Raw genomic sequence first — 26,988 nt, forward strand, 5'->3', positions numbered from 1 at the left:
AAAAGGCGACGAGATCCGCCGCCTTTTTTGATTTTGTATTAGCGCATCAAAGCGCGGAGTGGTGCTTTCGCTGACATCGCTTCTGTCTCTTCCATTTCCGGCTCGACGTCAGGGACGTCGACATCAAGGCCGAACGTCTCGACGAACTGGTTGATACGTGTGTTCGCATCCGGTTGCGCCGCGGCGTCTTTGATGTAGTCGATCGGTTCACGAAGCATCTGGTTGATGATCGACTTCATATGTTTGCCGATGACTTTTTTATCCCGGTCCGATAGATGGTCAAGCTTACGCTCGAGGCTTTCCATCGTCTCTTCTTGAACAGTGAGGGCGCGGGCGCGCAACTCGTTCATGATCGGGACGACACCGAGTGTGACGAGCCACGTTTGGAACTCTTGAATCGCTTCGTCGATTTTGATTTCAATCTTCTCCGCTTCGACGAGACGGGCCGCCAAGTTTTTGTTGACGATCCCGTTCAAGTCATCCACATCGAACAAATGGACGCCCGGAAGCGCCCGGACCGCTGGATCGATATCTCGCGGCACGGCAATGTCGATTAACAAAAGTGGACGTTCACGGCGAAGCAGTTGTGCGGCGGCGACATCGTCATAGCCGATGACCGCTTCTTTGGCGCCGGTCGAACTGATCAAAATATCGGCGTCGAGCAATCCACAGGCGATCTCACGAATCGAGTGGGCCCGGCCTTGGAACTTGTCGGCGACCGCTTTCGCTTTGCTCTCGGTCCGGTTAAAGACGGCAATCTGTTTCGCACCGGCCTCGAACAAGTTGAGCGTCGTCAATTCGCCCGTCTCACCGGCACCGACGACGACGACTTGTTTGTCATCGAGACGGTTGTACATCCCTTGAGCGAGCGTGACCGCTGCCGAGCTGACCGATACCGACATTTCCCCAATTTGTGTGTCGGTATGGGCGCGTTTGGCGAGCGTCACGGCCTCTTTGAACAGTTTATTGAACACCGTTCCCGTCGTCCCGTTCTCTTGGGCGCGGAAGAAGCTTGATTTCACTTGTCCTAAAATTTGTGTTTCCCCAATGATCATCGAATCGAGTCCAGACGTGACACGGAACAAGTGGCGAATTGCCTCTTCTCCTTCACGAATCGATAAATAAGGGGTGAATTGGTCCATCTCTAAATCAAACCAGTTCGCTAAAAAGCGTTTTGTATAATAACGTCCGGTGTGGAGCTGGTCTGTGACGACGTATAGCTCCGTCCGGTTACAAGTCGACAAAATAACCGATTCAAATATGCTCTTCTCTTCGCGAAGTGCAATCATCGCGTCCACGATTTCTTGCTCCCCAAACGAGAACTGCTCCCGAATCGTGACAGGGGCTGTCTTGTTATTTAGTCCAACGACGACAATATGCATGTACCTCTTCCCCTCATCCAAAATCCACCGACGGTTGTCTCTTCTTTTTCACATCTCTACCGTACATTATAACAATTTTTATTTAGGAACTATAATCTTCTGTTCGATTTTTGTGAAATAATTTAAGAACTTTTTGTGACAGAAAAAAGTAGAAACGGACATGGAGACCATTTCTACTTGATTCCTCATTTTAAAGAGGATGGATCGGTGATGATTGTACTCTCTTGGGTCTTTTCTTCTTCCTCCGCTTCGAGGTAATGTTTCCGTTCCCTCAGCTTGTAAATGCGGACGATATTTTGAACGACGACTTTCGCCACCGCGTAGAACGGAACCGCAATGAGCATCCCGATAATCCCGGCCAAGTTCCCGGCGACGAGCAAGACGATGATGATCGTCAGCGGGTGCACCTTGAGTGACTTGCCTTGGATGAGCGGCGAGATGACGTTCGATTCGATCTGTTGGACGATGATGATGACGACGATGACCCAAAGCACTTTAATCGGATCTTGGATGAAAGCGACGACAACGGCCGGTGCCGCACCGAGGAACGGTCCGACGTACGGGATGATGTTCGTCACCATCATGAAGAGCGCGAGTAGGATGGCATAGTCGAGTCCGATAATCCATAATCCGATGAGCGACGTGATTCCGACGAAGAACGCCACGATCAACTGGGCATGGACGTAGTTTTTAACCGTCGTATGCATGTCATGTAAGATGTTGCGTGTCTCACGCTCATAGCTCGACGGCAACAACTTCACGATTGAGTCCGGAAGACGTTTCCCGTCAAGTAACATATACAAAAGCATGAATGGAATGACGACGATTGTGATGACGGCCGACGTGATGAAGCCGACAAGACGACCGAACGATGACGCGACATTCCCGAAGACGTCTCCGAGATACGACGTCACGTTGTTCGTGAAGTCGGTGAACATATCGTCATTCTCGGCGATGAAGCGTGACAAGAACTCATTTTGCATGAGCGAGTCACGAACGGCGAACGCCTGTACCTGCAATTCCTTGGCAATGCTCGGCATCGCGTTAACGAGTGACGTCACCTGCTCCGCGAGTACTGGGCCAAGGATGCTGAAGACGAGCGTAAAGATCAACACGAGTCCACCTAGCGTAATCCCGACGGCGAGCGGCCGTTTGCCGTCCATCCGTTTTTCTAAGAAGTCGACGATCCCGACTAAGAAATAATAGAAAAGTCCAGCAATGATGAGCGGTACCGTGACGAGCGCCAAAATAACTTGAATCGGTTCGAACACGAAAGAGATTTCCGTCCCGACCCAGATGACCAAGAAAATCGTCAGCGTCCAAAATAAAAAGCGGTACCATTTGTTCTGAAACATGATTTGCATCTTTCCACCTCGTTCTCTATTCTCTTGTCTTATGTAATTAGGACAATTATACGATAATTACCCGCTCTCGTAACCCTGAAAACAAAAAAGACGAGGGGTTGCCCTCGTCTTCGCTCAATCTTCGTCTTGCGTCAACAAATCGTAAATCGCTTTCCACGCCTCGTCTTTCCCTTCGGCTGTCTCAGCCGAGAAGGCGACGAACCGGTCCGTCGATTCGAACTGCAGCTTCCGTTTGACGGCCGCCTCATGTTTTTGACGTTGCGCTTTCTTGATTTTATCGAGCTTCGTCGCCACGACAATGACCGGAATCTCGTAATGCTTCAAGAAGTTGTACATCGTCACGTCGTCGCCCGACGGTTCATGACGGATGTCGACCAAGAGGACGACGCCACGGAGGGCGCTTTGCGACGTCAAGTACTGCTCCATCATGACGCCCCACTTCTCGCGCTCCGTCTTTGAGACTTTCGCGTAGCCGTAACCTGGAACGTCGACGAACATGATCTCATCGTTGATGTTGAAGAAGTTCAGCGTCTGCGTCTTCCCTGGCTTCGAAGACGTGCGCGCGAGCGCTTTCCGCTGACAAATCTTGTTGATGAACGACGATTTCCCGACGTTCGAACGTCCAGCGAGTGCGACTTCCGGCAACTCGTGAATCGGATAATGGTCCGGTGCGACGGCACTCGTGACAAATTCTGCTTTAGTGATTTTCATTATTTAATTTCCTCCAAATGCTACTTCTAATACTTGATCGAGCGTCGTGACCGGGACGAACGTCAATTTCTCACGGACGGTGTCTTGAATGTCATCGATGTCCCGCTCGTTGTCTTTCGGGATGACGATGGTCGTCAAACCGGCGCGGTGTGCGGCGAGCGCTTTCTCTTTCAACCCGCCGATTGGCAGGACGCGGCCTCGGAGCGTGATTTCTCCGGTCATGCCGATATCACGACGGACTTTCTTACCGGTCAATGCCGAGATGAGCGCCGTCGCGATGGTGATGCCGGCCGATGGACCGTCTTTCGGAACGGCACCTTCCGGGACGTGGATATGCACGTCTTGGCGCTCGTAGAACGTCGGGTCAATCCCGAACCGTTCCGCGTTCGAGCGGACGTAGCTATACGCCGTCTGCGCCGACTCTTGCATGACGTCACCGAGTTTCCCCGTCAACTGGAGCTTGCCCTTGCCAGGTGCGAGTGCAACTTCAATCGTGAGCGTGTCGCCCCCGAACGCCGTGTAAGCGAGTCCGGTGACAGCACCGATCGAGTCTTCCGTCTCCCCTTTGCCGTAGCGGTACTTCGGTTTCCCGAGGTAGTCGCCGAGGCTCTTCAATGAGACGGTGACGCGTTTCTTCTCGCCGATGGCGATTTGCTTCGCCGCTTTCCGGCAAAGTGAACCGATGACGCGTTCCAAGTTCCGGACACCGGCCTCACGCGTGTAACGGCGGACGACCTCGTAAAGCGCGTCATCTTTGATTGTGAGCTGGCTCTTTTTCAAGCCGTGCTCTTTATACTGCTTTGGCACCAAATGACGTTTGGCGATCTCGACTTTCTCGAGTTCCGTGTAACCGCCGATTTGGATGAGTTCCATCCGGTCGAGCAGCGGAGCCGGGATTTGCGAGACGTCGTTCGCCGTCGCGATGAAGAGCACGTTCGATAAGTCGAACGGTTCTTCAATATAGTGGTCCGAGAACGAGACGTTTTGTTCCGGGTCGAGTACTTCGAGCATGGCCGACGCCGGGTCGCCCCGGAAGTCTGACGCCATCTTGTCGATCTCATCGAGCAAGAAGACCGGGTTTTTGCTTTCGGCCTGCTTCAAGCCGCGGATGATACGGCCTGGCATCGCCCCGATGTACGTGCGACGGTGTCCTCGAATCTCAGCTTCATCGCGCACCCCGCCGAGCGAGACGCGGACAAAGTGACGTTCAAGTGCCGACGCGATCGACCGGGCAAGCGACGTCTTCCCGACCCCTGGAGGTCCGGCGAGACAAAGGATCGGTCCACGGAGCGAGTTCGTCAATTGGCGGACGGCCAAATACTCAAGGATTCGATCTTTCACCGATTCGAGGCCGTAGTGGTCGTCGTCTAGGACGTCGGCCGCATGCTTGACGTCGAGTTTATCTTCCGTCTCGATGCCCCATGGGAGCGAAGCGATCCAGTCGAGATAGTTGCGGATGACCGCGTACTCCGGTGACGTCGCCGGGACGACGTTCAACCGTTCGGCTTCGCGCATGACGTTCTTCCGTGTCGTCTCAGGCAAATCGAGCGCCTCGAGCTTCTCACGGAGACGGTTCGGTTCAGACTCTTGCGACTGGTCGCCGAGCTCTTGCTGAATCGTTTTCATCTGTTCGCGCAAATAATACTCTTTCTGTGCCTGCTCAATCGTCTTTTTCGTCCGTTCGCGCAACTCTTGCTCGAGCTCGATGATCTCGACTTCATGCGTCATGATCTCGAGCAGTTCGAGCCCGCGTTTGACCGCATCGGCTTCTTCGAGCATCGCTTGGCGAATGTCGACGTCGACATCAAGTTTAGAAGAGATATAATCGGTCAACGACTCGAGTCGCTCATACATCTCAAAGCGGCGCCGTTCGTCCGGAGACAACCCTTTGATCGTCCCGACGAGTTTGCCGAACTGTTCTTTCAATAGGCGTACGAGTGCAGTCCGTTCGACTTCTTCCCCTTCGACGAGGTCAAGCGTCTCGACGTCGGCGAACCAGCCTTCCTTCGTCTCTTCAATCGAGTTGATCTTGACGCGCTCTTTCCCGACAAGACGAACACGGACCGTCTCGTTCGACAGCTCGCTCATCTTGGCGATATGGACGCGTGTCCCGATCGCATATAAGTCTTCCGGTTCAGGTGATTCTTTGCCTGTTTCTTTTTGTGTCACGACAATCAAATCTGTCTCGTGTTCCTTTGCGGCAAGGAGTGCCCGCAGGGAGAGCGGACGCCCTACGTCGATCGTCACGCCGATGAGCGGATACACGACGACTCCACGCAAAGGAAGGATAGGTAACTGTTCCATTACAACGCCTCCTGTGCAAAAAGGCCCAAAACTCGGATGTGCCGAGTGTTTGAGCCTTTTTCGTTAAAAATTATGCTGTCTCTTTATTGTCGCCTGTCTGTTCGACAGTACCATCGCGAAGCACGTATTTCGGACCGGCAAGACCCGTAATCGTTTCATCCGTGATGATGACTTTCTCGATATCGTCGCGCGATGGGACAGTGAACATCACATCGAGCATCATTTCTTCGATAATCGAGCGGAGACCGCGCGCGCCTGTCTTACGTTTGATCGCAAGCTTGGCGATTTCAACCAACGCCTCGTCTGTGAACGTGAGTTCGACATCGTCGAGTTCGAGCATTTTCTCGTACTGACGAACGAGGGCGTTCTTCGGCTTCGTCAAAATCTCGACGAGTGCTTCCTCGTCAAGCGTCGTGAGCGTCGCCATGACCGGTAGACGACCAATGAACTCCGGAATCAATCCAAATTTCTGAAGGTCTTCCGGAAGTGCGCGGGCGAGCAAGTCTTCTTGCGTCATCTCGCGGTTTTCTTGGTCGTTCCCAAATCCGATAACTTTTTTCCCGATACGGCGTTTGACGACCGCTTCGATGCCAGCGAACGCGCCGCCGACGATGAACAAGATGTTCGTCGTATCGATTTGGATGAACTCTTGATGCGGATGCTTCCGTCCACCTTGCGGCGGTACGCTTGCGACCGTACCTTCCAAGATTTTGAGAAGTGCTTGTTGGACACCTTCACCAGATACGTCACGCGTAATCGATGGGTTTTCCGACTTACGGGCAATCTTATCGATCTCATCGATATAGATGATCCCTTTTTCAGCCTTCTCGACATCGTAGTCCGCCGATTGGATCAGCTTGAGCAAGATGTTCTCGACGTCTTCCCCGACGTAACCGGCTTCCGTCAAGCTCGTCGCATCCGCAATTGCGAATGGGACGTTCAAGACGCGAGCCATCGTTTGAGCGAGAAGCGTCTTACCGCTACCAGTTGGTCCAATCATGACGATGTTCGATTTCGAAAGTTCGACATCATCAGAACGGCCACCGGCGTTGATGCGTTTATAGTGGTTGTAGACGGCTACCGAAAGCGCACGTTTCGCCCGGTCTTGACCAATGACATACTCGTCTAAGATGTTACGAATCTCTTGTGGTTTTGGAATGTCTTTGAATTCTACTTCTTCTTCGACACCGAGCTCTTCCTCAACGATTTCATTGCAAAGCTCGATACATTCGTCACAAATGTATACGCCAGGACCGGCGACTAGTTTACGGACTTGTTCTTGCGATTTCCCGCAAAACGAGCATTTAAGTTGTCCCTTTTCCTCGTTAAATTTGAACATTCGGTACACCCCTTCTGAATGAAAATGGATGTAAGTGCGATAAATCGCCTATTTGTATTTTCAGGTGCAAAGCACTCTCGAAAAAACATTTACATCTCTGCGTTGCAATAATTGTAGCATGAACAAATCACTTCATCAAAGATAAACACATGCAAAGTGTCGTGACGAAAAAAAGGACGACTGCTGAGCAGCCGTCCTTCTGTCATCCGATTACTTCGCTTTCCCGTTTTCAACGAGAACGTCGATCGCTTTACGGAATTTGAGGTCACCTTTAAGTGTCTCGATTCCGCCTTGTGGCGCGAGCATTGTACGGAGTTGATCCGGTGCAATGTTGTAAAGTTTAGACATTTCTTCGAGTTCTTTCTCAGCATCTTCGTCAGACACTTCGATCGCTTCTTTCTCAGCGATTGCTTTCAAGACGAGACGAGCTTTAACGCGCTCTTCAGCTTGCTCTTTCATCTCTTCGCGCATCGCTTCTTCAGAAGTACCAGTGAGTTCGAAGTACATGTTGAGGTCGATTCCTTGTGAAGAAACACGTGTGCCGAACTCTTGAACCATGCGGTCTACTTCTTGGTCAACGAGTACTGCAGGTACGTCGATTGTTGCGTTAGCTGTTGCTTGCTCGACGAGTTGGTCGCGCATTGTGCCTTCCGCTTCTTGTTTCTTCGCAGTTTCTAAGCGCTCACGGATTTTCGCTTTCAACTCGTCGAGTGATGAAACTGACTCGTCGATGTCTTTTGCGAACTCGTCGTCGAGCTCAGGAACTTGCTTCGCTTTGACTTCGTGAAGTTTGACTTTGAATGTCGCTGGTTTACCCGCCAAGTTGTCAGCGTGGTACTCTTCAGGGAATGTTACTTCAACGTCTTTTTCTTCACCAGCCGTCATGCCGACCATTTGCTCTTCGAATCCAGGGATGAATTGGCCTGAACCGATTTCGAGTGTGTAGTTTTCAGCCGTGCCGCCTTCGAATTGCTCTCCGTCAGCGAAACCTGCGAAATCAAAGACAGCTGTATCGCCGTTTTCGATTGCGCCTTCTTTGACAGCAAGCTCTGCGCCTTGCTGTTGAAGCGCGTCAAGTTCAGCTGTAACTTCTTCGTCAGTGACTGTTGTTTCAACAGCTTCGTACTCGAGACCTTTGTATTCGCCAAGCTCAGCTTCTGGCTCAACAACGAACGTTACTTTGAACGTTACAGGTTGGCCTTTTTCGAGCGTGCCGTCTACATCGATGTTTTCGAGAGCGATTGGTTCGAAACCAGCTTCTTCGACCGCATCTTGAACTGTGTCACGGTAGAGGATATCGAGCGCATCTTGATAGAGTGCTTCTTCTCCGTACATTTTGTTGAACATTGGGCGTGGCAATTTCCCTTTACGGAAGCCAGGCACGTTCAAAGTTTTGACGACATCTTTGAATGCGGCGTCAACTGCTTTATCAAAAGCTTCTGCAGGTGCTTCGTACGTGAGTACGCCTTGGCTACCTGATGTTTTTTCCCATTTTGCTGTCATGCTAAGTCCCTCCAACAATTCGTTTATACGTACAAAAATGTACAACAATCCGTATTATAGCATAAATCCGACGACTGCACACAAGGATTTAGTCTAGAAACGCCTCGGTGAAACGCATGTCCGCCTCAAGAATTTCGGCGGCGAGGCCGTCCGTTTCCTCATGTTGCAGGATGGCCGTTTTCGCTTGAGCAATCGCCGTCTCCACGGCAGACGCTTCCTCAGGCGTGAACGGGTAGTGCGTATACATGTAGTTCATGAGCAGCTGCGTCGCGATCTCGTCACCATATACCGCTCGCTGCAACCCGTTGACCATTGTCTCCCACGCTTCCGTGTGGATTTTCGCTTCGTCATGCGTCAATCGGTGACGCGTCCCGAGGTCGGTCCATTCGATGACCGGCAGCTCGTCGAACGCCTTTTGGAGCACAATCAACTTCATCAACTTCGGCCGTTCCGCGACGAGGAGCTCTTTCAAGACGTTGTCGAGGACGTCATCGATATTGAAATGGACGTGTTCGAGCGTCTCGATTTGTTCGCCGATCCCGCCCCGGTTAAGGATTCGCTTCACTTTGGCGATCGCGGCCGGGAACTCGGTCAACTTCAACACTTGGAGCACTTGATGTGCTTGCGTGTTGACATGATCGGTCTTTTCTTGCCACTCGAGATACAGGTTGATCCAATGGGCCGCCTCGAACGGTTGGTCACGCATGATGTAATACTGGGCGATTTGAAGCCCGCCGGCTGCAGGTTCTTCTGCCACCGTCATCTGTGTCGTGACGAGCTCTTCGAGTTTCTCGAGCGTCTCCGGTTCTTCCGGTCGTTCCATCAGACATTGGAATATTTCCATGAAAATAAATGGATCGCCGGGCACTGCCTCGTACCAATCCCACAGAATCGGTTCGACCCGTTGCCGTTCCCCGGCCGCGTCTGCCTCTTGAATCATCTTCTGAAGCCGCGACCAGTTCCCTGGAAACGGGTACGCTTGCTCTTTTGCCATCTCCCCACACCCTTTCCATTCATCTCCATCTTCCTTTAGGAATCGATTCGTTGTCAATCAATACCCCGAAAAACGAAAAAAGAGACAACCTCCGTGGAGGCTATCTCTATTTTAAATGGAAGTGTCCCAAGAGGGATTCGAACCCCCGACCGACGCCTTAGCTTACCACCATGGCTTTCGCCACCAACGTGTGTTGTTTGTAGTCTGGACTATATCTTCACCATTTCAGGTGCGACACGTGTAGTCTCTACGGAACCTCACGATAATCACAAGCGAACAAAATGTTCTGCTTTTGATTATTCTTCGGTGTTTCTACCCTCAAAGCAATTGATTTATTGAATAGAGATGGGTCGAAATAGTAACAGGCATCTGTTTGAGGACAATAGACACAATAGATATCAATTTCTCGCTTATCTACGATGTTTGTCATTACTCCATTTGCTGTACTATAAGATGAGCTGAATCTTACTTCTAACACACCTTTTGAATTTAACGCTCTATACTTAACTTGTACCCGTTTAAAAACATTGTCTTTATAGGCAACTAAATCAAACGAGGCATGTTCCGTAAGAGGAGTTAAAATCATATAACCTTTCTCACATAAATCTGCTTGAGCCTTTAAAACGCCTAAATCTCCTTTGTTCTTCGTGTGATGATACATTAACATCACTCCCTCAGAAGAGATCGTAAGTTTCCTCGGTATTACCATCAGCATGATCTGTTAAGGCTTCACCGATATAGTGTCGTCCACTCTATAGGTTTCTGTTTCCCTATAAAGGCTCCTATTTGTCTTGAAGGGCGTTGCTCTATCCAGCTGAGCTATTGGGACATTGACAAGAAAACTATAATAGAAAAATGGTTTGCTGTCAATTCCTTCTTTTCATTCCGTCACAGCTTTCCGCTCACATCGAGATCTTCGACGGCCGAACCGTCCTCTGACCGATAAAAGCGGACCGTTGCCTGTCCGTTCTCGAGATCCATCAGTACATACGTCTTGTCACTCCGTCCGCGCGGCATGCGAATCGAACCCGGGTTCACATAAAGCACCCCGTCCTCAATCACAGCTCCGGCGACGTGCGAGTGGCCGAACAAGACAACGTTCGCCCCGACCTCTTCAGCCCGGTAACGTAACCGGTTCAAGTCGTACTTCACGTCGTGGTGATGGCCGTGGACGATGAGAATCGTCCCTTCAGCCGTCTCCTCGATTCGCTCGAGCGGAAGGTCGCCGCCGAAGTCGCAATTACCGCGCACCGTACGATATGGGAGCAGATGTTCATCGACGAGCGCGAGCTGGGAATCCCCACAATGGAACGCGTCATCGATTTCTTGTTCGTGCCGGTTGAAGATGATCGATAGTTCTTCTGTCAATCCGTGACTGTCACTGACTACGAGAAAACGCATACAGGTCACCCCTCCATAAACGGAATAATTTCTGCCTCTAACTTTCGTAGTGCTTGACCGCGGTGACTGACCGCCGCCTTTTCGTCGCGTTCAAGTTCTGCTGCCGTCTTGTGAAGTGACGGAACGATGAAGAGCGGGTCGTAACCGAAACCGTTCTCCCCATGAGGCGCGTAGCCGATCGTCCCTTCGATCGTGCCGCGTACCGTCAATGTCTCCCCTGTTGGTTTGGCGAGACAGAGGGCACAGATGAAACGAGCCGTTCGGTCGGTCGCTCCGTTCAACTTCTCGAGAAGAAGCGCGTTGTTCGCTTCATCCGACTTCTCCGGTCCGGCGAAACGGGCCGAATGGACACCGGGTGCCCCGTCGAGCGCATCGACTTCGAGTCCAGAGTCATCTGCGAGGACGGCGTGGCCGAAATAGCGGGCCGCCTCCGTCGCCTTCAACTCGGCGTTCGCTTCAAATGTCGTCCCAGTCTCGTCCGTCTCTGGTGCGTCCGGATAATCTAGAAGTGATTCGACTTCAAATCCGAGCGGCGTGAGCATTCCTTCAATTTCTGCGACTTTTCCTTTATTGCGTGTTGCGACGATCAGTTTCATGTTGTTTCCTCCAATTGTTCCCCGACATACCACCACGAGGCACCGAGCGCGTCTTCGGCCGCTTTGAACAGCGTCTCGATTCCGCTTTGGGCCATGTGGAGCATCTCGTTCATCTCGAGCAACGTGAACGTCGCTTCTTCCCCTGTCCCTTGCACTTCGACGAAACGTCCGCTCGCCGTCATGACGACGTTCATGTCGACCTCGGCCGCGGCATCTTCTTCGTAGTTCAAGTCGAGGAGCAATTCGTCGGTCCGTCCGACCGAGATGGCAGCGACGCCTTCTTTGATCGGCGTGTCGTCGAGCTTGCCTTGCCGGATGAGCGCGTCGACCGCGAGGACGAGCGCGCAGAAGCCGCCTGTGATCGAGGCCGTGCGGGTGCCCCCGTCCGCTTGGATGACGTCACAGTCGATCCAAATCGTCCGTTCACCGAGCCGTTCTAAATCGACGACCGAACGGAGCGACCGCGAAATCAACCGTTGAATCTCCATCGTCCGGCCCGACTGTTTGCCGCGGACCGATTCGCGGACCGTTCGGTTGCCGGTCGCACGCGGAAGCATGGCGTACTCGGCGTTGATCCAGCCTTGCTTCTTGCCGCGCAAGAAGTTCGGGACACGCTCTTCGACGGTCGCCGTGCAGATGACTTTCGTGTCCCCGATCGAGATGAGGACCGACCCTTCCGCATGTTTATTCACATGGGGAACGATCTCGACGGGCCGGAGCTCGTCATGTTGTCTTTCGTTACGCATCGACACCGGACACCTCTACTTTCTCCGCTCTAACGGGTTGACCGAGCCATTCTGTCGCCAAACGGTCAAAGATGACGACATCCCCGGTCGCATAAAACTGGTGCACCGGGACCGTATCCAAATCGTTCTCGAGCTCTTTAAAGTCAAGGATGGCCGCTACTTCGAGCGCCGTCTCGTCACCGGACGAGATCAAATGGACGTCAGGTCCGACGACGTCTTGAATGACCGGTGCGAGCAGCGGATAGTGCGTACAGCCGAGGATGAGCGTGTCCATCTCGGAAGACTGAAGCGGACGAATCGTCTCAGCGACGATGTCGCGGACGCGCTCTCCATCGAGTTCGCCGGCTTCGACGAGCGGGACGAACGGCGGACAGGCGAGCGAATATACATCGATCTCGTCGGCCACGTGTCGGAGCGCCGTCTCGTATGAGTTGCTTTCAATCGTCATCTTCGTTCCGATGACGCCGATATGTTTATTGCGCGTTCCTTTGACGGCCGCCCGTGCCCCCGGGTCGATGACACCGATGACCGGGATATTGAGGCGTTTGCGCGCTTCTTTCAAGACGACCGCTGTCGCCGTGTTGCAGGCGATGACGATCATCTTCACGTTCTTACTTAACAGGAACTCGATCAGTTCCCACGTATAGGCTTCAATCTCATCGTGCGGGCGCGGGCCATACGGGCACCGTTCCGTGTCGCCGATATAAATTATTTCTTCTTTCGGTAGTTGGCGCATCAGTTCTTTGACCACAGTCAAGCCGCCAACTCCTGAATCGAGTACTCCAATCGCTCGTTTCATGATCATCACTTCCATTCCCATCTATCTTACCAAAAAAGCCGATTCTGAAAAAGAAACGGTCTCGTGACAAACAAAAAAGACGAGGTAGCCGATTGGCCGCCTCGTCCGTCACTCAATTACTGAGCAAGACCTTCGCTTGTGAGCATGTCAGAAAGCGTGTTAACCGCTTCTTCTGCATCGTCACCAGCTGCAGTGATTTTGATTGTAGAATCTTTTGCGATTCCGAGTGAAAGTACACCCATGATCGACTTGAGGTTTACTGTCTTACCGTTGTACTCAAGGTTGATATCTGATTGGAATTTAGAAGCTGTGTTTACCAACTGTGTAGCTGGACGAGCGTGAATTCCTGAATCTGCAACGACTGTGAACGTTTTTTCCATGACGTGAGGTCTCCCTTCAAATTTCAATTCTACAGGCGAACCCGCAGAATAATTGTTTGTGAACTCATTATCAAATGATAGCGGATTCGCAAAAATTCTGCAAGCGATTTTTATATTCTGAAGTCCATTCGGTCGGACGACCGGATTTCGACAAGTGCACGAGGCTCGTACGCCCCGCAAACATGAGCTGGTCTCCATCATATGCCCCGTAATGAATATCACATGAAGTGTTTCCGACCGTCAAGACATTGGCATACACCACAATCGATTGCCGCGGCATCACTTGGCGAACGTAGTCGCACTGGGCGTCTGCCACGACGACAAATCCATCTTTCAACGAAAAACCTGTCGCTTCAAGCAACTCGATCCGCGCGTCCTCGAAATAGATGAACGGAATTGTGTTATTCATGTGACCGTACGGGTCGCACTCCGAGAATCGGACTTTGACGTCTAGCGCGATCCCTGCTCTGACACGTGTTTCCCAATCGGCTTCCCGGAAGTACTTCGTCATCCGTAGCCTTACGCCTCGACCGCAGAACCGGTGCGGCCTTTGTCGCTACCGAAGAACGATTTGAACGAGTGAAGCGTCGTCTGACGGTTCATCGCGGCGATTGATGTCGTGAGTGGAATACCTTTCGGACAAACTTCGACACAGTTTTGTGCGTTTCCGCACTGTGCGAGGCCGCCGTCTTCCATGAGCGCTTCCAAACGGTCTTCCGCGTGGAAGGCGCCAGTCGGATGCGAGTTGAAGAGACGGACTTGCGAGATCGCGGCCGGTCCGATGAAGCTCGATTTGTCATTGACGTTCGGGCACGCCTCGAGGCAGACACCGCACGTCATACATTTCGATAGTTCATACGCCCATTGACGTTTGTTCTCTGGCATCCGCGGTCCTGGTCCGAGGTCGTACGTTCCATCGATCGGGACCCATGCCTTCACTTTTTTCAACGCGTCGAACATGCGCTGACGGTCGACTTGAAGGTCACGGATGACCGGGAACGTCTTCATCGGAGCAAGACGGATCGGCTGTTCGAGCTTGTCGACGAGCGCCGTACACGATTGGCGCGGCTTGCCGTTGATGATCATCGAGCAGGCACCACACACTTCCTCGAGACAGTTCATATCCCAGTTGATCGGTGTCGTCTTGTCCCCGTTCGCATTGACCGGGTTTCGGCGGATTTCCATCAACGCCGAGATGACGTTCATGTTCGGGCGGTACGGGACGGTGAACTCTTCCGTATAAGCGGCTTGGTCCGGTCCGTCCTGGCGTTCAATGATAAAACGAATATCTTTTTGTTCAGATTGCATCGGCGTCGTCATTTCGTCTTCGCCCCTTTCTTCGAGTAATCCCGTTTGCGTGGCGGGATTAACGAAACGTCGATCTCTTCATACGAGATATCGACTTCCCCTGCGTTGTAGCGTGCCATCGTCGTCTTCATGAACTTGTCGTCATCACGTTCCGGGAAGTCCGGTTTGTAATGAGCGCCACGGCTCTCGTCACGTTTCAACGCGCCAAGCGTGATGACGCGCGCGAGGTCGAGCATGTGGTCGAGTTGTCGGATGAACGATGCCCCTTGGTTGCTCCAGCGAGCCGTGTCGGTCGCGGAGATGTTGTTATAGCGTTCACGAAGCTCACGGAGTTTGAGGTCCGTCGCCTCGAGCTTGTCGTTGTAACGAACGACCGTGACGTTGTCGGTCATGAGTTCGCCGAGCTCACGGTGGATTTGATACGCGTTTTCCGTACCGTCCATCGCGAGGATGTCATTGAACCGCTCGATTTCTTCACGTTCGTTGAAGTTGAAGAGCGCTTCTGCCACGCTCTCTGTCGCCTGGTCGAGACCGCGCATGTAGTGCACGGCCGCCGGACCGGCTTCCATCCCGCCGTATACGGCAGACAAGAGCGAGTTGGCCCCGAGACGGTTCGCACCGTGCATCGAGTAGTCGCACTCACCGGCTGCAAATAGCCCCGGGATGTTCGTCATCTGGTCGTAATCGACCCATAGTCCGCCCATCGAATAGTGAACGGCCGGGAAGATCTTCATCGGGACTTTTCGTGGATCGTCGCCGACGAACTTCTCGTAAATCTCAAGGATCCCGCCGAGCTTGATGTCGAGCTCTTTCGAGTCTTTATGCGAAAGATCGAGGTACACCATGTTCTCGCCGTTGACGCCGAGCTTCTGGTTGACGCAGACGTCAAAGATCTCACGCGTCGCGATATCACGCGGCACGAGGTTTCCGTAGGCCGGATACTTCTCTTCAAGGAAGTACCATGGCTTGCCGTCTTTATACGTCCAGACACGTCCGCCTTCACCGCGCGCCGATTCACTCATGAGACGAAGCTTGTCGTCCCCCGGGATCGCCGTCGGGTGGATTTGGATGAACTCACCGTTCGCGTAGACCGCCCCTTGACGATAGACCGCTCCAGCCGCTTGGCCGGTGTTGATGACCGAGTTCGTCGATTTGCCGAAGATGACACCTGGGCCGCCTGTCGCGAGGATGACCGCGTCCGATGGGAACGCTTTAATTTCCATCGAGCGCAAATCCTGACAGACCGCACCACGGCACACACCTGCTTCATCGATGATGGCCCGGAGGAACTCCCATCCTTCATACTTCTCGACGAGCCCTTGCGCCTCGTAGCGACGAACCTGCTCGTCTAGTGCGTACAGGAGCTGTTGCCCTGTCGTCGCACCGGCGTAAGCCGTACGGTGATGGAGCGTGCCGCCGAAACGACGGAAGTCGAGAAGACCTTCTGGCGTCCGGTTGAACATGACGCCCATGCGGTCGAACATGTGGATGATTTTCGGTGCCGCTTCCGCCATCTTTTGGACCGGCGGTTGGTTGGCGAGGAAGTCGCCCCCATAGACCGTGTCATCAAAGTGTTGCCAAGGAGAATCCCCTTCCCCTTTCGTGTTGACGGCACCGTTGATGCCGCCTTGTGCACAAACTGAATGTGAACGCTTGACCGGTACAAGCGAGAATAGTTTTACCGGAACACCCATCTCAGCCGACTTGATTGTCGCCATGAGTCCAGCCAGACCGCCACCGATGACGATCAAACTTTGATTTGCCATGAACTTTTCCCCCTAATTACAAGATGCCCGCGAACGTCAAGATAGAACGGATGCCGACAAAAGATAGTGCCAAGAAGACGACGCCTGAGACATAGCTCATGAAGCGCTGTGAACGAGGCGACTGTGTGATCCCCCACGTGATGGCAAACGACCAGAGACCGTTCGCGAAGTGGAACGTAGCCGAGAGGATCCCGACTATGTAGAAGATGAGCATGAGCGGATTGTCGACGATGTTTTGCATCATCTCCGCGTTCACTTCGACGCCACGCAACTTCGCCAAGCGCGTTTCCCAAACGTGCCATGCGATGAAGATGACGAGGAAGACGCCCGTGAAGCGTTGGAGCATGTACATCCAGTTACGGGCGTATGAGTAACGGTTCGTGTTAATCGAACCGAGGAACGCGTAATACACGCCATACACTCCGTGGAAGATCATCGGCAAAGCGATGATGGTGACTTCAAGGAAATACAAGTACGGTAAGCTCTCCATAAATTTTGCTGCCTTGTTGAACGACTCCACCCCATCGACGATATAGTAGTTGACCGACAAGTGAACGATCAAAAACAAGCCGATTGGGATGACCCCAAGTAGCGAATGGACTTTACGACTGAAATAGTCACGACGCGCTGCCATTCTAGTTCCCCCTTTTCACGAGCCCTTGGCTCGTTTTGTAAATAAAAGCGTTTTCAAATGTAAATATAGCTTTCTGTCTCCTATTCTACTCTTGTGAAATTTGTATGACAAGACAACCCGACCGATTTGTGCCACATTCTTTTGCAAAATACCCGGTGACCAAAAGGTGAATCGTCGTTATAATGGTATAGAGAGAATGGAGTGATGGAAGAAGATGGAAACGATGAGCCAACCCACTTTCGCGATCGAACTGCTTCGCGATTATGTGTTGACGGATTTGCTCGGGGACGACTACGCCCAAGTCATCTATTGGTCGGGCAAACGGGTCGCACGCAAGTTCCCGGTCATGACGAACGACGAACTGAGCGCCTTCTTTATGGAGGCTGGCTGGGGGCAATTGACGCTCTTGAAAGAAAAAGGAAATAAGTTCTTGTTCGAACTACTTCCCCCGCCTGCGACCCAAGAAAAGGCAACCGGCTACTTCCAGCTTGAGGCTGGCTTTTTAGCCGAACAAATTGCCGGTCGTTTCCAATGCGTCGCCGAGGGCTACGCCGATGTGGCGCGCCAGGCCGTCCAAATCACCGTCCAACTAGACCGAAAAGATACGTATGAATGACGAAGAGCCGATGCGAACTGACCGCATCGGCTCTTGTTTTATCTTCATTCGTCCGTCTCCTCATGAACATATTGCAAAACGGTCTCGGCCAACTTCTCGGGCAGACCTGCTTCCTTCAACTGTTCGAGCGAGGCGAGGCGGATCTGTTTCATCGACCCGAAATGACGGATCAACTGCTGACGCCGCTTCGGCCCGACGCCCGGGACATCGTCGAGCACCGACTTCGTCATCTTCTTCGTCCGCAAACTGCGGTGGAACGTGATGGCGAAGCGGTGGACCTCGTCTTGCATACGTTGGAGCAAGTAGAACGCGCTCGAGCGCGAATTCAGTTCGACGACTCCGCCGCCTTCCCCGAACAAGAGCTGGCTCGTCCGGTGACGGTCATCTTTTTTGAGCGACCCGACCGGCAAATCGAGCCCGAACTCGTTCTGCAGGACGTCGAGGGCGGCGTTCAATTGCCCGATGCCCCCGTCAATCAACAGCAAGTCCGGTAGACGCTTCTCTTCGGTCAACAGGCGACGGAACCGACGACGGACGACCTCTCGCATCGTCTCGTAGTCGTCCGGTCCTTGGACGGTACGAATCTTGTATTTCCGGTATTCCTTCTTGAGCGGCTTCCCGTCTTCGAAGACGACGAGTGCCGAGACGGCGTCCGCCCCTTGGATGTTCGCGTTGTCGATGATGTCGACGCGCGACAAGTTCGGGATGCCAATCGCCTCACCGAGCTCACGCATGGCGAGGAGCGTCCGCTCTTCGTCGCGGGCGAGCAACTCGAACTTCTCGTTCAAGGCGATGCCCGCATTTTTCGTCGCCAAGTCGAGCAGCTGTCGCTTCGCCCCGCGCTTCGGTTGCATCACTTTCGTCCCAATCGCCTCGTTCAACAAATCGATGCGGACGATCTCGGGGACGAGCACTTCCTTCGGCAAAACGTTCTGCTCGTAGAACTGGACGATGAAACTCTCGAGCTCCTCGGACGGCTCGCCGTGGAGCGGGAACAGTGACACGTCGCGCTCGATCATCTTGCCGCCCCGCATATAGAACACTTGGACGCACATCCAGCCGCGGTCGAGCGTATAGCCGAAGACGTCGCGTGCTGTCGGGTCGGCCGTGATCATGTTCTGTTTGTTCATAATCGACTCGACGGCCCGGATTTGGTCACGGAGCTCAGCAGCTCGTTCGAACTGCATATCTTCGGCCGCTCGTCCCATGTCGACTTGGAGCTTGGCGAGCGTCTCGCTCGTCTCCCCGTTCAGGAAGCGGCGAATCTCTTGGACGATCTCTTTTTGCTCGTCCGTGTCAACGGCGAGCTCGCAAGGTCCGAGGCACTGCCCGATATGGTAATACAGACAGAGCTTGCGCGGCATCGGTTGGCATTTCCGGAGCGGATACAGTTTATCAAGCAACCGCTTCGTCTCGTTGGCGGCATAGGCGTTCGGGTACGGGCCGAAATAGAAGCCGCCGTCCCGCTTCAGCTTCCGCGTCGTGAGTAACCTCGGGTACGGCTCGTTCGTGATCTTGATGTACGGGTACGACTTGTCGTCTTTGAGACGGATGTTGTATTTCGGATCGTGCTTTTTGATGAGCGTCATCTCGAGCAGAAGCGCCTCGAGTTCGCTCGCCGTGACGATATACTCAAAGTCGCGAATCTCAGCGACGAGGCGCATCGTCTTGATGTCATGCGCCCCGGTAAAATAAGACCGGACCCGGTTCTTCAAATTTTTCGCTTTCCCGACGTAAATGATCTCGCCGTACTCGTTCTTATGCAAGTAACAGCCGGGCTCGTCCGGGAGGAGCGCCAATTTATGTTTAATGTGGTCAGAATGACTCAAATTCAATCACCTCAGTTTAAGTTCCTTCCAGACGGGAAAAATTTGATGAAGTCTCAGAGGGAGGGTTTTGTTATGAAACGGTACGATGTCATCATCATCGGCAGCGGCTCGGCAGCGAGCCAAGCCGCTAACGTATTATGCGACGCCGGTAAACAAATTGCCATCGTCGAGAACTGGACGTTCGGCGGGACGTGCCCGCAACGCGGATGTGACCCGAAAAAGATGCTCGCGGAAGGAGCAGAGCTCATTGCCCGTGCGGAACGGATGAAATCACTAGGTGTCCACGGCGAGCTCACGCTCGATTGGCGCGCCTTTAAACGGCGTATCGACGAGTATCGTTTCGCCGTCCCGACGACGAAGATGCATCATTGGAAAGAGCACGACATCGACTTGTTCGAAGGCGAACCCCATTTCATCGATGAAGACTCGATTGTCATTGATGGGCATGAAATCTCGGCGCATCAGTTTTTAATCGCTTCAGGCCTCATTCCGCGACCGCTCGACATCCCGGGTGGCGACTTGGCCATCACGAGCGACGACGTTTTCGACCTCGACGACTTGCCGAAACACGTCATCATCATCGGGGCCGGCTATATCGCGTTCGAGTTCGCTCATATCATCCGCCGCTTCGGGAGCGAGGTGACCCTCCTCATCCGATCGCGGGCACTTAAACAATTCGACCGCAAAGTCGTCAAACGTCTCGTCGATGAGACGATTCGGATCGGCATCGATGTCCGGTACGGCATCGAGCCCGTCCGGATGGATGGGGACGTGCTGACGTTATCAGATGACTCTACCCTCGAAGGCGTCGTCCTTAACGCCACTGGGCGAATTCCGAGCATCGAACGGCTCCGTTTGGACGCGGCCGGTATCGAGTCCGACCACGGCGGCGTCCTCGTCAATGAGTTCCTGCAGACGACGAATGCGAACGTATATGCAGCCGGGGACGTCGCCAAGAGCCGCAACCCGGCCCTCACCCCGTTCGCGGGGCAGGAAGGACGCATCGCCGCTCTCAATCTGTTACGGGACAACACGCGCCCTTTACCGGAGCGCCCTGCCCCGACGGTCGTCTTCACGACACCGCCGATCGCCAAGGTCGGACTGACGGTCGAGGAGGCGAAGGCGCGCGGCATCGACTACGAGTGTAAGGACAACGACTTGTCCCATTTCTTGACGTATGAGCGCATCAACGACACGACGGCGTTTTCCCGCATTCTGCTCAGCAAAGACGGCCACGTGCTCGGGGCCCACTTGATCGGGCAACATGCACCGGAATTGATCAACTTGTTCTCGTTTATTATACAAAACAACATCACCCATCAACACATCAAACACTTGGAGTTCGCCTATCCGACGTCAGCCTCTGACGTGACGTATCTGATGTGACGCAAAAAGGCTCTTCCAATTTGACTTGGAAGAGCCTTTCGTCATTCGATTCCTTTATCCTTATCTTCTCGAAGTGCATCTTGGAGCGATTTCTTCCAAAGCGGGACACCTTGAGAATGGGCCGCGCGGGCCACCAAGTGACTGCCGACCGGCGCCGTCAATAAGACGAAGAACAGTCCGAGCAGAAGCCGTGCGTCAAAGATGCGCTGGTCGACCCAGACGTGCAAGAGCGCCGCGAACAGGACGAACATGACGCCGAGCGTCGCACTCTTCGAGGCGGCGTGGGCGCGGGAATAGATGTCCGGAAGCCGGATCAGACCGATGGCCGCGACGACGGTGAAGAACACACCGATGATCGTGAAGACGCCGGTCAAGATGTCATAAATCATTGTTGCGGTCATGTTGGATGATCTCTCCCTTCTCGAGGAATTTTGAGAACGCCACCGTTCCGATAAAGGCTAAAATCCCGAGCAAGAGGATGACCTCGAAGAACATAGTCGTATCGAGCAAAATCGATAACAACGATACGACCGAAATCAACCCGATGCCGATCGAGTCGAGGGCGATGACTCGGTCCGCTGTCGTCGGCCCTTTGACGACCCGGTACAGCATACCGAGCATGGCGATCACGAGGATGGCGAGGGCGACGTAAATAATAATATTTAACATTAGCTGGTCGCCTCCTTGATGTTCGACTCAAAGTTATCGTAAATGTCTTGTTTGAGCGACTCTTTATCCGGCATATGGAGCGCATGGATGTAGAGCGTCTTATTGTCGTCTGACACTTGGACGACAAGCGTACCGGGTGTCAGCGTGATGAGCATCGATAACCAACTCACTTTCCAACCGGCATCGAGTTCGGTGTGGTACCGAAAGATGCCTGGTTGGATTTTTAGTTTCGGGCTCAAGACGAGCCGGAGCACTTCGATGTTGGCTACGACGAGTTCGCGACAGAAAATCAAGAACAGTTTAAACAGTTTCAAGACACGGGTGAAATAAAAGTCCGTGTTTTTGAAGAAGCGGCGCATCATGAAGATGACGAGTAACCCGAGCAAATAACCGATGATGAATCCGCTCGTCGTGAACGTACCCGTGAAGAACATCCAAATGAACGCCAGGAAAAAGTTGATGAGTAGTTGGTAAGCCATCTCTAAATCACTCCTTAATCACGGCATCAATATAGATTTCGGGTTGCACGAGCGGTTCGATTGCCTGGGTAATGAACGGATGTATCGCTTCGGCACCAAACCCATAGGCGACGGCGACCGCGACAAGCAAGAACGTCGGCACGATGAGGCGGTTCATATACGGCACGAGCGGACCGTCATAGACTCGTTTCTCTTCTCCCCAAAATCCGTACAAGAAGATTTTGATGACCGAGAAGAGGACGAACAGACTCGACAGTAAAATGAGGAGCGGCCCGAACAGGCTGCCTTCCCCGACCCCGCCTTGAACGATCAACAGTTTCCCGAAGAATCCGCTAAGTGGCGGAATCCCGGCGAGCGACAACGCTGCGATGAAGAACGTCCAACCGAACAATGGGAAGCGGGTAATCAAACCGCCCATGTCGCGCAGTTGACCGGACTTGGTAATGCCGATCATCATCCCGACGAGCATGAACAAGGCGGCCTTGATCAACATGTCATGAATCAAATAGTAGAGCGCCCCTTCAAGCGACGTCTGCGTGTTGAGTGCGATTCCGTACAAGATGACGCCGACGGCGATCATGATGTTGTAGATGATGATCAACTTGACGTCGTTGTAGGCGATTGCCCCGATCATCCCGATGACGATCGTCAACACGGCAAGGATAATCAAGAAGTTCTGCATGAACGCACTTCCGCCATCAAACAGGAGCGTATACGTCCGTAAGATCGAGTAGACGCCGACTTTCGTCAACAGCGCCCCGAACATGGCGAGAATCGGTGTCGGCGCCACGACATACGAGCCCGGGAGCCAGTAATGAAGCGGCACGAGTGCCCCTTTCAAGCCGAAGACGATGACGAAGAACACACCGATGACGGTGATGACGCTTTGATTCCCCACGAGCGGAATCTTTTGCGCGAGGTCCGCCAAACTGAGCGTACCGACCGTCCCGTAAAGAAGCGCGACGGCCATGACGAACAGCGCCGAGGCGATGACGTTCACGAGCAAGTACTTAATCGACTCGCGTAACTGGACACCCTTCCCGCCGAGCACGATCAACACGTACGACGAGATGAGGAAGACTTCAAAGAAGACGAACAAGTTGAAAATATCGCCTGTCGTGAAGGCACCGTTCACCCCGACGAGGAGGAACAACATCGCGACGTAGACGTAGTTCGATTCATAGGCGTCTGAGAAGTAATGGGTCGCAAACCAGACGATGAAAAAGACGAGCAACGTCGACGTGGCGACGAGTAGTGCTGACAGCATGTCCGAGACGAGCGTGATTCCGAACGGTGCCGGCCAGTTCCCTAAGTTGACGGTCATGATGCCGTCTTGAGACACGGTGAAGATGAGCAGCACCGTCACTGCAAACGTTACAAGTAAAGCCCCGAGTGCCACTCCGCGTTGCAGACGAACTTGCTTCGGTGCGAAGAGAAGAAAGATGGCCGCAAGCGCCGGGATGACAATCGGAAAGATCGGTAAGTTAATCATTCGATTCCGTTCCTTTCATTTCCTCAATATTATCCGTGTTCAGTTCCTGGTAAGCCCGATACGCGAGCACGAGGAAGAACGCGGTCACCCCGAAGCTGATAACGATCGCCGTCAAGACGAGCGCTTGCGGGAGCGGGTCAGTATATTCCGTGACCCCATCGACGAGGACGGGTGCCGCTCCGGTTTTCAGTCCACCCATCGTCAAGACGAGCAAGTGGGCAGCGTGGCTGAGCAACCCGGTGCCGATGATGATGCGCAACAAACTCTTTGAGAGAATCATATAGACCGCGCTCATCGTCAGGACACCGATGATGATGCTAACGAAGATTTCCATTATTCACTCTCTCCAATCGTTTGAATGATCGTCATCGTCACACCGATGACCACAAGGTAAACGCCAAGGTCAAAGGCGATCGCCGTGTGAAGCGTCTGTTCGCCCAAGAGCGGCAAATCGAATTTGTCATAGGCGTGCGTCAGGAACGGACGGTCCCAAAAGATGCTATGGAGTGACGTCAGCATCGCGATGACGAGACCGAGCGCCGTCATCTTCCGATAGTCGAACGGGAGCACGTCAGCGAGCGTCTTCGAGTCAAAGGCGAGAAGCAAGAGGACGAGCGCCGCCGCTGTCATCAAACCACCGATGAAACCTCCGCCCGGCGAGTAGTGCCCGGCGAAGAACAAATTGATCGAGAACACGATGATGATGAAGAAGATGATCACCGCGGCCGTCTGTAAGATGACGTCATTGACTTGATCATTTTTTCGGTTCATGTTCGCGCGCTCCTTTCGTACGTACTGTCGTTCTAAATTTGATCATCGTGTAGATTCCAATGGCCGCGATGGCAAGGACGACGATCTCGAACAACGTATCAAAGCCACGGAAGTCGACAAGGACGACGTTGACCATGTTCTTCCCGGCTGCCAAGTCATAGACGTTTTCTTTATAATACTCGGAGATCGACGACAATGAACGGTTCGACAGCGCCATGAAGCTGAGGAGCGTCACCGTCACCCCGACGAAAATCGAGACAATCGCATTCTCGATTTTAAACTTAACACGCACTTCTTTCTTGCTGATCTCCGGCATGTGGTAGAAGACGAGCAAGAACAAGGCGACCGATACCGTCTCGATGACGAGCTGCGTCAAGGCGAGGTCCGGGGCATTGAAGAAGACGAAGAACAACGCGACCGAATATCCGACGACACCGAGCAAGATGATCGACGGCAGACGCGAACGCATGAACAGAATCGCGAGCGATGCCAAGATGACGACCGCCCCGAGGACGTATTCATACGGTGCGACAGGTTCCATCTCGCCGAACGAGAAGTCGAACAAGTCGAAGCGATACATCGAGAACAACATCATGCCTGACAAGAACAAGAAGATGTACACCAAATACGAGCGGATGAAGCCCGTCATATAGTTGTCTTTAAAACGGTACGCCGCCTTGTTCGACCAGACGAGCGTCCCGTCGTACATGCCATTGAGCGTCAAGCGATGCGGGATATGGTTGTAGATGCCCATCCACTTGTTGATTGTGAAGAACATGAGCGTCCCGAGCAGGATGACCCCAATCGTCATATAGAGTTCAGGTGTCAATCCATGCCAGAAGTAGATGTCGACCTTCACGTCCTGCCCGCTCGCGACGAGCGTCGGATAGATCGACTCGACGGCCGGCTTGATGAGCGAGTTCGACAACACGTTCGGTACGAAACCGAGAACGACGACGAGGATAGCGAGAATCGCTGGCGGGATGAGCATCCCGATCGGTGCCTCGTGCGGCTGTTTCGGTAACCGGTCGAACTGGGCTTTGCCCATGAACGTCCGGGTGAAGATAATCAAGCTGTAGATGAATGTGAACACGCTCGCGATGAACGCGACGACCGGGATCAAGATGCCGATCGTATCGAGCGCGAAGAAGTCCATCGAGAACACTTTCGTGGTTGCCTTCAAGAACATCTCTTTACTGAGGAAGCCGTTGAACGGCGGCAGCCCTGCCATCGACAACGAGCCGATGACGGCAATCGTGAACGTGATCGGCATGACGGTCATCAGACCGCCGAGCTTACGGATGTCACGCGTCCCCGTCTCGTGGTCGACGATTCCGACCATCATGAACAGCGACCCTTTGAACGTCGCATGGTTGATCAAGTGGAAGATTGCCGCGATTGTCGCGACCATATAGATGTTGTCATCCATGCCGTCATAATGTAGCGCCGCGGCCCCGAGGCCAAGAAGCGACATGATGAGACCTAGCTGACTGACCGTCGAGAAGGCGAGAATCCCCTTCAGATCGGTCTGTTTGACCGCGTTGAACGAACCCCAGAAGAGCGTGAACGTCCCGACCGAGGCAATGATCCATAGCCAGAGTGACGACTCCTGGAACACCGGGCTCATCCGTGCGACGAGATAGAGACCGGCCTTGACCATCGTCGCCGAGTGGAGGTACGCACTGACCGGGGTCGGTGCCTCCATCGCATCCGGCAACCAGATGTGGAACGGGAATTGCGCTGACTTCGTGAAGGCGCCGAGCAAGATGAGAATCATCGCCGCGATAAAGAACGGGCTATCGGCGATGAGTGCCTGATTGGCGACCATGTCACGGATGCTGAATGAGCCGACGATCGACTCGAGGATCACAATCCCCCCTAGCATCGACAAGCCCCCGAACACGGTGATGAGCATCGACTTACGTGCCCCGTAGCGTGAGCGTTCTTTCTCGTACCAATACCCGATCAACAGGAACGACGAAATCGATGTGAGTTCCCAGAACATGTACATGACGACCATGTTATCCGAGAGGACGACACCGAGCATCGCACCCATGAACAAGAGCAAGTACACATAAAAATGACCGAGCGACTCTTTGTCTTTATTCAAATAGTAAATCGAATAGAGGACGACGAGCGCCCCAATCCCTGTAATGAGGAGGGCAAACAATAGTCCGAGCCCGTCCACGTAGGCCGTGAAGTTGATGCCGAGCGATGGCATCCATTCGACCGTCTCCGTCACGACGTCCCCCGCGCTCGTGATTCCGATGAAGCGGAAGAAGTACACGAACAGGACGACCGGAACGATTAACACGAACCAACCCGTATGGATTCGCTTCAGCGCCCGGAACAAGAACGGGATGAACGGTGCCGCGAGAAGCGGCAATAAGATAGCTAAATGTAACACCGACAAGAAAATTCCTCCTTCGAACAGAGTCTTACAAGCGATGGGCCAATTATTAAGGTCACTTGACGCCATCATGTCTTCTTCATGAGTATAGCGTAAATTTTCAGTCTGT

Annotated in this window: 27 protein-coding genes; 2 read left to right on the forward strand and 25 right to left on the reverse strand. The window is 53.2% G+C overall.

The window, feature by feature from the left end; genetic code table 11:
* Positions 1-38: 38 nt before the first annotated feature.
* From hemA to KNP60_RS06290, 17 genes are all read right to left on the reverse strand, one after another.
* Positions 39-1,382: a glutamyl-tRNA reductase gene (hemA, locus tag KNP60_RS06210; RefSeq protein WP_214797118.1), complete on the reverse strand. Its 1,344-nt coding sequence runs from the start codon at positions 1,380-1,382 to the stop codon at positions 39-41.
* Positions 1,383-1,567: 185 nt separating this feature from the next.
* A complete protein-coding gene (locus tag KNP60_RS06215; protein ID WP_021066848.1) occupies positions 1,568-2,746 on the reverse strand; it encodes an AI-2E family transporter in 1,179 nt (392 codons plus the stop codon).
* Between the two features lie 114 nt (positions 2,747-2,860).
* Positions 2,861-3,457 (reverse strand): ribosome biogenesis GTP-binding protein YihA/YsxC, encoded by a 597-nt coding sequence (yihA, locus tag KNP60_RS06220; RefSeq protein WP_034776812.1) that lies wholly within the window; start codon positions 3,455-3,457, stop codon positions 2,861-2,863.
* Positions 3,458-3,460: 3 nt separating this feature from the next.
* Entirely contained in the window at positions 3,461-5,761 is a 2,301-nt protein-coding gene (lon, locus tag KNP60_RS06225) for an endopeptidase La (protein ID WP_214708075.1), read from the reverse strand.
* 70 nt (positions 5,762-5,831) lie between these two features.
* On the reverse strand, positions 5,832-7,100 hold the full coding sequence (gene clpX, locus KNP60_RS06230; RefSeq protein WP_034776808.1) for an ATP-dependent protease ATP-binding subunit ClpX: 1,269 nt from the start codon (positions 7,098-7,100) through the stop codon (positions 5,832-5,834).
* A 210-nt stretch (positions 7,101-7,310) separates the two neighbouring features.
* Positions 7,311-8,603, reverse strand: a complete 1,293-nt coding sequence (gene tig / locus KNP60_RS06235) for a trigger factor (protein WP_214797119.1) — start codon at positions 8,601-8,603, stop codon at positions 7,311-7,313.
* A gap of 88 nt (positions 8,604-8,691) precedes the next feature.
* On the reverse strand, positions 8,692-9,597 hold the full coding sequence (locus KNP60_RS06240; protein WP_214797120.1) for a hypothetical protein: 906 nt from the start codon (positions 9,595-9,597) through the stop codon (positions 8,692-8,694).
* A gap of 247 nt (positions 9,598-9,844) precedes the next feature.
* A complete protein-coding gene (locus tag KNP60_RS06245; RefSeq protein WP_214797121.1) occupies positions 9,845-10,258 on the reverse strand; it encodes a group I intron-associated PD-(D/E)XK endonuclease in 414 nt (137 codons plus the stop codon).
* A 227-nt stretch (positions 10,259-10,485) separates the two neighbouring features.
* The gene (locus KNP60_RS06250) at positions 10,486-10,998 is read right to left on the reverse strand and encodes a metallophosphoesterase family protein (protein WP_034776800.1); all 513 of its coding nucleotides are present in this window, start codon (positions 10,996-10,998) and stop codon (positions 10,486-10,488) included.
* A gap of 5 nt (positions 10,999-11,003) precedes the next feature.
* Positions 11,004-11,594, reverse strand: coding sequence for an XTP/dITP diphosphatase (locus KNP60_RS06255; RefSeq protein WP_034776799.1), 591 nt, complete (start codon positions 11,592-11,594; stop codon positions 11,004-11,006).
* A complete protein-coding gene (gene rph, locus KNP60_RS06260) occupies positions 11,591-12,340 on the reverse strand; it encodes a ribonuclease PH (protein ID WP_034776797.1) in 750 nt (249 codons plus the stop codon). Before rph ends, KNP60_RS06255 begins: the two co-directional genes overlap by 4 nt.
* Positions 12,333-13,139, reverse strand: a complete 807-nt coding sequence (gene racE, locus KNP60_RS06265; protein ID WP_285800877.1) for a glutamate racemase — start codon at positions 13,137-13,139, stop codon at positions 12,333-12,335. Before racE ends, rph begins: the two co-directional genes overlap by 8 nt.
* 116 nt (positions 13,140-13,255) lie before the next feature.
* Positions 13,256-13,519, reverse strand: coding sequence for a phosphocarrier protein HPr (locus tag KNP60_RS06270; protein WP_021066838.1), 264 nt, complete (start codon positions 13,517-13,519; stop codon positions 13,256-13,258).
* Between the two features lie 70 nt (positions 13,520-13,589).
* Positions 13,590-14,030: an acyl-CoA thioesterase gene (locus tag KNP60_RS06275; RefSeq protein WP_214797122.1), complete on the reverse strand. Its 441-nt coding sequence runs from the start codon at positions 14,028-14,030 to the stop codon at positions 13,590-13,592.
* An 8-nt stretch (positions 14,031-14,038) separates the two neighbouring features.
* Positions 14,039-14,827 carry a succinate dehydrogenase iron-sulfur subunit gene (gene sdhB, locus KNP60_RS06280; RefSeq protein WP_200881496.1) on the reverse strand — a complete coding sequence of 263 codons (789 nt, stop codon included), beginning with the start codon at positions 14,825-14,827 and terminating at the stop codon, positions 14,039-14,041.
* 8 nt (positions 14,828-14,835) lie between these two features.
* Positions 14,836-16,593: a succinate dehydrogenase flavoprotein subunit gene (sdhA, locus tag KNP60_RS06285; RefSeq protein ID WP_138859768.1), complete on the reverse strand. Its 1,758-nt coding sequence runs from the start codon at positions 16,591-16,593 to the stop codon at positions 14,836-14,838.
* 16 nt (positions 16,594-16,609) lie between these two features.
* Positions 16,610-17,227 carry a succinate dehydrogenase cytochrome b558 subunit gene (locus KNP60_RS06290; RefSeq protein WP_034776788.1) on the reverse strand — a complete coding sequence of 206 codons (618 nt, stop codon included), beginning with the start codon at positions 17,225-17,227 and terminating at the stop codon, positions 16,610-16,612.
* Between the two features lie 223 nt (positions 17,228-17,450).
* On the opposite strand from KNP60_RS06290, the gene KNP60_RS06295 reads away from it, so the two are divergent.
* On the forward strand, positions 17,451-17,843 hold the full coding sequence (locus tag KNP60_RS06295) for a YslB family protein (protein WP_232939140.1): 393 nt from the start codon (positions 17,451-17,453) through the stop codon (positions 17,841-17,843).
* A 44-nt stretch (positions 17,844-17,887) separates the two neighbouring features.
* Here the strand turns inward: KNP60_RS06295 and uvrC are convergent, their stop codons facing one another.
* Positions 17,888-19,672, reverse strand: a complete 1,785-nt coding sequence (gene uvrC, locus KNP60_RS06300; protein WP_214797123.1) for an excinuclease ABC subunit UvrC — start codon at positions 19,670-19,672, stop codon at positions 17,888-17,890.
* Between the two features lie 72 nt (positions 19,673-19,744).
* On the opposite strand from uvrC, the gene KNP60_RS06305 reads away from it, so the two are divergent.
* On the forward strand, positions 19,745-21,058 hold the full coding sequence (locus KNP60_RS06305; RefSeq protein ID WP_052090088.1) for a dihydrolipoyl dehydrogenase family protein: 1,314 nt from the start codon (positions 19,745-19,747) through the stop codon (positions 21,056-21,058).
* 41 nt (positions 21,059-21,099) lie between these two features.
* On the opposite strand, the gene mnhG is transcribed toward KNP60_RS06305, so the two are convergent.
* Genes mnhG through KNP60_RS06340 form a run of 7 tightly spaced genes read right to left on the reverse strand, consistent with a single transcriptional unit; the run spans position 21,100 to position 26,882 of the window.
* A complete protein-coding gene (mnhG, locus tag KNP60_RS06310) occupies positions 21,100-21,459 on the reverse strand; it encodes a monovalent cation/H(+) antiporter subunit G (RefSeq protein ID WP_034776781.1) in 360 nt (119 codons plus the stop codon).
* A complete protein-coding gene (locus KNP60_RS06315) occupies positions 21,437-21,727 on the reverse strand; it encodes a Na(+)/H(+) antiporter subunit F1 (RefSeq protein ID WP_034776778.1) in 291 nt (96 codons plus the stop codon). The genes mnhG and KNP60_RS06315 overlap by 23 nt, the downstream gene beginning before the upstream one ends.
* Positions 21,727-22,206, reverse strand: a complete 480-nt coding sequence (locus KNP60_RS06320) for a Na+/H+ antiporter subunit E (protein ID WP_034776777.1) — start codon at positions 22,204-22,206, stop codon at positions 21,727-21,729. Before KNP60_RS06320 ends, KNP60_RS06315 begins: the two co-directional genes overlap by 1 nt.
* A gap of 7 nt (positions 22,207-22,213) precedes the next feature.
* Positions 22,214-23,698, reverse strand: coding sequence for a Na+/H+ antiporter subunit D (locus KNP60_RS06325; RefSeq protein WP_214797124.1), 1,485 nt, complete (start codon positions 23,696-23,698; stop codon positions 22,214-22,216).
* Positions 23,691-24,032 (reverse strand): Na(+)/H(+) antiporter subunit C, encoded by a 342-nt coding sequence (locus tag KNP60_RS06330; protein WP_021066825.1) that lies wholly within the window; start codon positions 24,030-24,032, stop codon positions 23,691-23,693. Before KNP60_RS06330 ends, KNP60_RS06325 begins: the two co-directional genes overlap by 8 nt.
* Entirely contained in the window at positions 24,032-24,469 is a 438-nt protein-coding gene (locus KNP60_RS06335) for a Na(+)/H(+) antiporter subunit B (RefSeq protein ID WP_034776773.1), read from the reverse strand. The genes KNP60_RS06330 and KNP60_RS06335 overlap by 1 nt, the downstream gene beginning before the upstream one ends.
* The gene (locus KNP60_RS06340) at positions 24,453-26,882 is read right to left on the reverse strand and encodes a Na+/H+ antiporter subunit A (RefSeq protein WP_034776771.1); all 2,430 of its coding nucleotides are present in this window, start codon (positions 26,880-26,882) and stop codon (positions 24,453-24,455) included. Before KNP60_RS06340 ends, KNP60_RS06335 begins: the two co-directional genes overlap by 17 nt.
* Between the last annotated feature and the right edge of the window lie 106 nt (positions 26,883-26,988).

Source organism: Exiguobacterium sp. s5, from assembly GCF_018618075.1.
Lineage (GTDB): Bacteria > Bacillota > Bacilli > Exiguobacteriales > Exiguobacteriaceae > Exiguobacterium > Exiguobacterium mexicanum_A.